This window comes from Enterobacter sp. SECR19-1250 (genome assembly GCF_013391025.1).
Classification (GTDB): domain Bacteria; phylum Pseudomonadota; class Gammaproteobacteria; order Enterobacterales; family Enterobacteriaceae; genus Enterobacter; species Enterobacter cloacae.
Genome location: NZ_JACASJ010000265.1, coordinates 1 through 1,206, shown reverse-complemented (window position 1 = coordinate 1,206; position 1,206 = coordinate 1). Strand labels below are relative to the sequence as shown.

The 1,206-nt window shown below is 37.4% G+C and carries 4 protein-coding genes; 2 read left to right on the top strand and 2 right to left on the bottom strand.

Going from position 1 to position 1,206, the window contains the following annotated elements; genetic code table 11:
* Positions 1-42 precede the first annotated feature (42 nt).
* Positions 43-396 carry a hypothetical protein gene (locus tag HX884_RS26505; RefSeq protein WP_178329038.1) on the bottom strand — a complete coding sequence of 118 codons (354 nt, stop codon included), beginning with the start codon at positions 394-396 and terminating at the stop codon, positions 43-45.
* On the bottom strand, positions 387-584 hold the full coding sequence (locus tag HX884_RS26500; protein ID WP_178329037.1) for a hypothetical protein: 198 nt from the start codon (positions 582-584) through the stop codon (positions 387-389). The genes HX884_RS26505 and HX884_RS26500 overlap by 10 nt, the downstream gene beginning before the upstream one ends.
* 135 nt (positions 585-719) lie before the next feature.
* Here HX884_RS26500 and HX884_RS26495 point away from each other — a divergent pair, with 135 nt between their 5' ends.
* Both HX884_RS26495 and HX884_RS27440 read left to right on the top strand, forming a co-directional pair.
* Positions 720-935, top strand: coding sequence for a hypothetical protein (locus tag HX884_RS26495; protein ID WP_080330023.1), 216 nt, complete (start codon positions 720-722; stop codon positions 933-935).
* A 91-nt stretch (positions 936-1,026) separates the two neighbouring features.
* The gene (locus tag HX884_RS27440) at positions 1,027-1,155 is read left to right on the top strand and encodes a hypothetical protein (RefSeq protein WP_256737206.1); all 129 of its coding nucleotides are present in this window, start codon (positions 1,027-1,029) and stop codon (positions 1,153-1,155) included.
* Positions 1,156-1,206: the final 51 nt, after the last annotated feature.

The window sequence follows — 1,206 nt, the reverse complement described above, 5'->3', positions numbered from 1 at the left end:
CACAACCCGCTACGGGGGAGACTTACCCGAAATCTGATTTATTCAACAAAGCCGCCCAAAGACTGCGGACAACCACAATTTAAGGCGATGCATACGCGCTAAATAAATCTCCCTATTCAGGTCATTTATTTTTTGCTCAAGTTCACCTTTTGAATCAGTCGTGTAGCTTTGAACCTGTTCGTTTAGTTCATCGTCGGACGGACACCATTTACCACCTTTAATCACATCGGTAAAAAAAGCATCCTTATGAGATACATGGTTATGAAATGTTGGATAAATTCCGTACTTGCGCCATTCATTTAGCCCATGCGGGTACGTTTCCAACGATTTGAGGGAACAGAAAGGCATGGTAAAAGCAAGATAGTCAATCTTGACATTTCTTTCCGTCAGTTGCATGTCAGTGACTCCCTATAACCCACGAAAGAATCAGAATGCAGAACAACAGAAACTAAAAGAAAATCATCACCATAGAAGCCAAAACATTCATCTACCAGCTCATCAAAGGAGCGGTAAAAGTCCCATTCCCCGCCGATGCTAGCATTGACTCCAAAATCTGGTATGTAGTCGAAGTAGATGATGTTCATAAAAGCACCATGTATACACATTACTAATTACATTAAACAGAAAAGTACACCTGTAACGGATTACCTGTCAACTAGTAATTGAAAATATGTATACATGTAATATGATTGATCAAAACAGATACAGAGATAGCCGAAATGAAGAAAAATCTAATTAAAACAATACGATTGAAGGATTCTGAGTCTATCGATTTAGGAGTTCTTTCGTATGAACTCACTAAGAAAAACATCATGAATGGAATAAACATCATTTATAAAGAGTCTGATTTAGTGCATTTTTTAATCGAAAATAAAATGAATGAGATAGATGTAAACGAAAAAGGTGAATTAACGTTTAAGGTCAAAAATAGTTAGCTATGCTGGCTGAAAGCCCGTAGTTATCCTGAGACTACCCCCGTTTTACAGGACGGGGGATGCCGACTTAATCAATTTAGGCTAAATAAAAATGACAGTGCATACCAAAATTTTTGATGAAAATGGGGTTTTGTTTTTTGAAAGTAAGTACGATGTTAATAAATTGGCAATTATCGCAGAAGCAAAAGACGAGAAAAAATTAGCTCTTATAAAAGAGTGACCTGCTCCCCGTTGATTAGTACACCCCGATGTTAGTAATGTCTTCATAAGC